Below are 6,573 nucleotides of genomic sequence, written 5' to 3'. Positions count from 1 at the left end.
GAAATCTTGGGATAGCAGGAAAATTACCGTAAAGCAGAAAAACCAGAAAAATGAGGATTTTAAAATTGGCATCAGCACTTTAGGAAAGGGAGTAGGGAGTAGGGAGTAGGGAGTAGGGAGTAGGGAGATGGGGAGATGGGGAGATGGGGAGATGGGGAGATGGGGAGATGGGGAGATTTTTATTAAGGGTAATTGTTACAACATGATATTATAATTCTATTTTTATGAGTGTTTTTGCATCCATTGAGATCCACCCTTAGGGAGTAGGGAATATGGAATCAAAATTATCACAATTCCTAAACGGATTGCTATTACTAGTCGCGACATTAATGTGAATCGTAAAAAAGAGCACTAACTAAGGTATGGTAGACAATAGTGTTTTCTTACTGATCAACCATTATAGATAAGCAAGTGTCCATTTAATTGGCCTATTGTCTATGCAGCGCGATGTGACAAGCTTTTTCATTACCTATTCCCTGTTCCCTGTTCCGAAGCGTGCAGCGCAATAAAATTAGATTACCATAAACGGCATGGCCAATTTCCCTCATCGACCGTTAGCCGTTGATTTATTTGCTGGTGCTGGTGGTTTCTCCCTAGGGATTGAGCAGGCGGGGTTTGATGTTGCCCTCGCCGTTGAACAAGACCCAATTCATGGGGCAGTGTATGCCTTCAATTCCCCCCAAACCAAGGTTTTATGTACCGACATTACTACCCTGTCTGGTCAGGAAATTCAGAAAGCCCTGAGGGAGTGGGCAACTGAAAGGGGGCAAAACCAAGACTGTAATCAAGACTGTACAGAGGTTTCATCGAAGGTTTCTACCATTGATCTAGTCATTGATCTAGTGATTGGTGGACCCCCTTGTCAGGGATTCTCCTTGATCGGTAAGCGTCAAGTAGATGATGTACGCAATAATTTAGTGTTTGAGTTCTGCCGTTTGGTCAAAGAACTGCAACCACGCTACTTTGTGATGGAGAATGTTCCAGGCTTAGCTCAGAACAAATACCAACACCTGTTCGAGCAGCTAATCAGTGACTTTAAAGCAGCTGGATACACGATAACTGAGCCAGTCAAGGTCTTGAATGCAGCAGATTTTGGCGTGCCTCAAAAACGGCGGCGGTTGTTTTTACTGGGTTCTAGGCTTGGGGAAACACCAGTGGCTTATCCTGACTCAGAACTAGGCTCTCACCAATGGGTAACTGTTAAGGATGCGATCGCAGACTTGCCTAACTTAGATGATTTTCCCGAACTCCAGAAAACCGATTGTGTTGAACTAACACCAGAACAGCTAGACCTGCTCCAAGCCTTAGCCATGCCCTATGTAGAAAAGTTAAGGGATATAATCACCGATCCTGGTAACTTTGCCTATCCCCGCCAGTGGAATCCTCAACTATTGACCAGTTCCCTGCAAACCCAGCACACGGAAGCCTCTATTGAGCGGTTTAGAAACACACCCATGGGCGAGGTAGATACTACCAGTCGCTTACGACGCTTACACTGGGATCAACCATGCCATACCCTAAGAGCAGGTACTGGTTATAAAAACGGTCGCTACACCTCTCCTCGCCCCATTCATCCTGATTATCCACGGGTCATCTCGGTGCGAGAGGCCGCTAGACTGCACTCATTTCCAGATTGGTTTCGCTTCCACCAGACCAAATGGCATGGATTTCGACAGGTCGGTAATGCTGTACCACCACGATTAGGACGGGTTTTGGGTAAACAAATTATGACAGCCTTGGCCCTTGAACCATCAGTGCCAACCACAACTATCAAGCTCTCAGATACGAAATTATTAGCCTTTAGACAGTTCCAGGCATCTAAGTATTGGACTATAGTGATATTTATTCCTTTTTTAGTCTGCTGCTTCCCATCTCCGATCGTTCTCTTCTCCTAGAATCAACATGCTGTATATCACGACCGTCAACGCTGATCGGCTACTAGTCTGCCATCGTTGTAACTCAGATCACAGGTTAACCCCTATCCCATCACCACAAATTTTGATCTCGAATCACTACTAGCTAGGACTCTCTCTCACAGACTATCTCTTCAAAATTGCCGATAGTTAAAATTACAGAGATTATGTGGAGCCCATGAAACCCTCTCAAGTGATCTTCCCCAAATTCCCAGTGCAGCACATAGCTAAGCGTATTATTCATATGCGCCAAATTACCCGCATTGACCAACAGCTCTTTATGTCAGCTTTACTAGCCAAGGCATCACTTTCACTAGAAGAGCAAACCCTAGTCCAAGAGATTTATGACGGTTTGAACCGTGGATTGATTCGAGTAGTGGAATAAACTATATCACTTCTGATCATGAGGGTCAAACCAATCAATTCTAGGGGCGCTTCCCTTGCGCCCGAACCCTGTGCGCTCTTAAACCTGTGGTCGGCAGCAAGTGATATCATGTGCGGTTGAATACTTACACGCTTGCGCCGAATCGAAGGCAGAAAGCAGCTATGCTGAAGTAAAGGAGTAAGGTTTAATCCCAGAAGGTTTTTTATCACTAATTATCCGGACATAATATCAAACAACCCCCAACCTGGAATTATATCATCTCCGCATAATTACTCTTAATACAAATTTTTCCGAGCACCTGAGCACCCGATCAACCCATCTGCTAGTAAAGCATGACTACCTAGATCTAAAAGAGATCAGTGTTTATCTCAGTTTTTGTTATTATAATCTTTTGTGAGTTGATAGTTGCATTGAACTCTGGCTGATCGTGTATTGTCAGCCAGGTGCAACTTTTCTTGGCATTGCTGAATCGAGGGATGAATATCAGTGGGGTGGGCATCCTGCCTGCCGGATAATTGTAACGGGCAAGATGCCCGTTCCACAAAAGATGCCCGTTCCACAAAAGATGCCCGTTCCACAAAAGATGCCCGTTCCACAAAAGATGCCCGTTCCACAAAAGATGCCCGTTCCACAAAAGATGCCCGTTCCACCGATTCCCAAGGCGGGATACTGGCAAGATGCCAGTTCCACCGATTCCCAAGGCAGGATACTGGCATCTTGCCCGTTCTACCGATTCCCGATTACCTACTCCCTACTGCCTACTCCCTACTCCCTACTCCCGAATGGCAATCAAGATTGGGCAATATCTGATCAACAGGAGTACCCCTAAACGGATGGGCGGTCAGAATAATCGTGCCATCCTTTGCTGTTACCCAGCCTTGGGCTTCGATAATCACTTTTTTTTCTTGGGGAGGTTGAGGCTGTGTTACTGAAGGTTGCTGCTGTAATCGTTGTCTGCTGGTGCTGGCTAAGCCAGGACGAGTTCGCCACCCCACTGTTCTGTGGGCATTAATCACCGGATCTTCTGGAGTCGGTGGTAAACCCCCTTTTCCGGTAATGAAAAAGGAACTCCCGCCAGCAATCCGATTATTCTCAAAGCCACAAAGGTCATTGGCCAGGATCGCTTCTGCATCTACAGGGCTTCCTGGCAATTCGGTTAAGCCTGAGGTGGGGTCTACCTGTGAGATGTTGAGGATTACGTCACCGTTGAAGGATGAGCCAAGGTTGGAGGTGGAAGTGATGTCATTGTCTGGAGTGAGACGGTCGCGAAACTCTAAGCCAAAGATGCCTTGGGCATTAATCTCAACACGACCTCCTCGACCTTCTTCAGCATTGGCGGTAATGTCGCTATTTCCCAGACCGACTAGGGTATCAGTATCAATAAATATATTGCCCCCATCGGTATTCTGGGCGTCAGTATTAATTTTGCTTTCGTTGAGGAGTCGGATGTCACCAGCTTCTAGGATAATATTGCCTTCTTGTCCTGCTGTTTCTGCTGTGATGATTCCTTTGTTGTCAAGGAAGATGGAGTTAGCATTAATCTCTACCTTGCCTGCTGAAGTTCTCTGTTCAAAACTTCTAGCACTAACTTCTGCTCCATCAGAGATTATTAACTTGTCAGTGGTAATATTCAACAACTCTCCGGCATTTCCTGTGCCTTCAGTTAGAGTAAACAAGCCGCTGGGAAACTCACCATCGGCTGAGGTACTAGTACCAATGATTTGAACACTAGAGGAGGCATTGACAGTCACATTTCCCCCGTCCCCTTGACCAAAAGTGGCAGCTGAAACTTGTGCTCCATCTTTGAGAATTAACTTGCCAGTGGTAATATTGAGATCTCCCGCTTTTCCTTTCCCTTGAGTTTGAGTAGACAAGCGACTGAGACGCCGACCATCAGCTGAGGTACCAATCACTTGAACCGTAGAGGAAGTATTCACATTCAAATCTCCCCCATTCCCTTCACCAAAAGTGCCAGCTGAAACTTGTGCTCCATCAGATACAATTAATTGCCCAGTGTTAATACTCAAATTTTGCGCATTTCCTATCCCTTCAGTTTGAGTAAACAAGCCGCTGGAAATCCTGCCATCGGCTGAGGTACCAATCAGTTGAACAGATTCAGAGGCATCCACAGTCAAATTTCCCCCATCCCCTTCACCAACAGTGGCAGCTGAAACTTGTGCTCCATCAGATACAATTAATTGCCCAGTGGTAATATTTAACTCTCCCGCATTTCCTGTCCCTTGAGTTTGAGTACGCAAGCTGCTGCCAATCCGACCATCGGCTGAGGTACCAATCACTTGAACCGTAGAGTCGGCATTCACAGTCAAATCTCCCCCGTCCCCTTCACCAAAAGTACTAGCTGAAACCGCTGCTCCATCAGATACCATTAACTGCCCAGTGGCAATACTCACATTTCCTGCTTTTCCTATCCCTTCAGTTTGAGTAAACAAGCGGCTGGTAAACCCACCATCTGCTGAGGTACCAATCAGTTGAAAAGATTCAGAGGCATCCACTGTCACATTTCCGGCGTCCCCTTGACCAATAGTGCTAGCATTAACAACTGCTCCATCAGAGACGATTAACTCCCCAGTGGTAATACTGACATCTCCCCCTTTTCCTATCCCAGAAGTTAGAGCAAGCAAGCCGCTGCGAGACCGACCATCGGCTGAGGTACCCATCACTTGAACCTTGGAAGAGGCATCCACAGTCAAATTTCCGCCGTCCCCTTCACCCCTTGTGCTAGCATCAAAAACTGCTCCATCAGAGACGATTAACTCCCCAGTGGTAATACTGACATTTCCCCCTTTTCCTATCCCAGAAGTTAGAGCAAACAAGCCGCTGGGAATCCTACCATCGGCTGAGGTACCAATCACTTGAACCTTAGAAGAGGCATCCACAGTCAAATTTCCGCCGTCCCTTTCACCCAAAGTGCTAACTGAAACAAATGCTCCATCAGAGACGATTAACTCCCCAGTGGTAATACTGACATCTCCCGCTTTTCCTATCCCAGAACTTAGAGCAAACAAGCCGCTGGGCAACTGACCATTAGCTGAAGTACCAATCACTTGAACAGTAGAGTCCGCATCCACTGTCAAATTTCCGCTGTCCCCTTCACCAAAAGTGCTAGCTGAAACTTGTGCTCCATCAGAGACCATTAACTGCCCAGTGGTAATACTCACATCTCCCGCTTTTCCTGTTGCTCCTGGAAGAACTAGGGCTCCCAAGAGGCTGCGAGTACCATCAGACGCACCAACCACTCGCACAGATTCAGTGGCATCCACTGTCAAATCTCCCCCCTGTCCTGAGCCGGATACATTAGCACCTATAATAGAACCATCCTCAAGACTCAACTGAGAAGCTCGAACCTCTATCCCACCGCCACTGCCACCCCCTTCAGTATTCGCAAACACAAAAGAGCGATCGCGTAAACTCACATTAGCTCCCTGCACCTGGATACTGCCACCACTTTCGCCACTGGTAATAACAAAAGCACCGTCAGACAAACTAATATCCTGAAACGCTGGAACTGCTGAATAATCCAACACAAAACTAGTATCGGTTGGGGTCAAGTTCACCACACCATTACCCACACTCCCCAGCTCAATCCGTCCATCCAATGCAGCTATCAAACCACCAGGAATAGTAACCTCACCACCAATCAGCCCTAAGGTTTGACCATTTGGTACCAAAAACAGACTAGACTGATTAGTAATACTTCCGGGATTTGAGCCATATTGCAACCCAGATGGAATATTAATAGTTAATAACGGTTTATCATTGGGATTTTTTGCGCTGAATACTGTGCCATCGTCAAACAATATACTATCAGCAGTACTCCCAAAAAATGAGCCTCCCAGATCGAGTCTGCTATTGGACCCGAATACAATACCATTGGGATTTATCAAAAATAAATTAGCATTTCCCAATACTCCCAGAGTCCCCAAAATATTAGAAACATTTGTTCCAGTTACCCGACTCAGGATGTTGGCAACTCCTGCTGGATTCGCAAAATAAACTCGCCCAAACTCGGCCACATTGAAATCCGAAAAGCTGTGGAAGAGATTACTGTCTCTAATCGCTCCACCTTCTATCAAATCTGCCAGGGCACCATTAATAGTCACATTGGGTGTTACTACAGAACTGACCTTAGGGACTTGCAAATAAATAGACTACCAGTTAATTTAAGGAACCAACATGAGCATAATTGAGGACTTGTTCTGAGGATAAAAGATGCTAGATGAAACCGTTAAAGCGACGATCCAAGATGCCGCCCAA

General features: G+C 46.1%; 4 protein-coding genes. 3 read left to right on the top strand and 1 reads right to left on the bottom strand.

Annotated elements, in window-relative coordinates:
• Positions 1-530 precede the first annotated feature (530 nt).
• The 3 genes from F6K57_RS34290 to F6K57_RS34280 all read left to right on the top strand — a co-directional run bounded on the left by F6K57_RS34290 (position 531) and on the right by F6K57_RS34280 (position 3,108).
• Positions 531-1,895, top strand: coding sequence for a DNA cytosine methyltransferase (locus F6K57_RS34290; RefSeq protein WP_293072386.1), 1,365 nt, complete (start codon positions 531-533; stop codon positions 1,893-1,895).
• A gap of 196 nt (positions 1,896-2,091) precedes the next feature.
• Positions 2,092-2,298, top strand: coding sequence for a hypothetical protein (locus tag F6K57_RS34285; protein ID WP_293020159.1), 207 nt, complete (start codon positions 2,092-2,094; stop codon positions 2,296-2,298).
• Positions 2,299-2,784: 486 nt separating this feature from the next.
• The gene (locus F6K57_RS34280) at positions 2,785-3,108 is read left to right on the top strand and encodes a hypothetical protein (protein WP_293072384.1); all 324 of its coding nucleotides are present in this window, start codon (positions 2,785-2,787) and stop codon (positions 3,106-3,108) included.
• Here F6K57_RS34280 and F6K57_RS34275 read toward each other — a convergent pair.
• Positions 3,057-6,458: a filamentous hemagglutinin N-terminal domain-containing protein gene (locus tag F6K57_RS34275; protein WP_293072382.1), complete on the bottom strand. Its 3,402-nt coding sequence runs from the start codon at positions 6,456-6,458 to the stop codon at positions 3,057-3,059. The genes F6K57_RS34280 and F6K57_RS34275 overlap by 52 nt on opposite strands.
• Positions 6,459-6,573 lie beyond the last annotated feature (115 nt).

Source organism: Moorena sp. SIO4A5 (assembly GCF_010672005.1).
In the GTDB taxonomy this organism is placed as follows: domain Bacteria; phylum Cyanobacteriota; class Cyanobacteriia; order Cyanobacteriales; family Coleofasciculaceae; genus Moorena.
This window is presented reverse-complemented; position numbering and strand designations above follow the sequence as displayed.

Coding starts and splice junctions, on each gene's coding strand:
- F6K57_RS34290 (WP_293072386.1), top strand. CDS start 531: ATGGCCAATTTCCCTCATCGACCGTTAGCCGTTGATTTATTTGCTGGT.
- F6K57_RS34285 (WP_293020159.1), top strand. CDS start 2,092: ATGAAACCCTCTCAAGTGATCTTCCCCAAATTCCCAGTGCAGCACATA.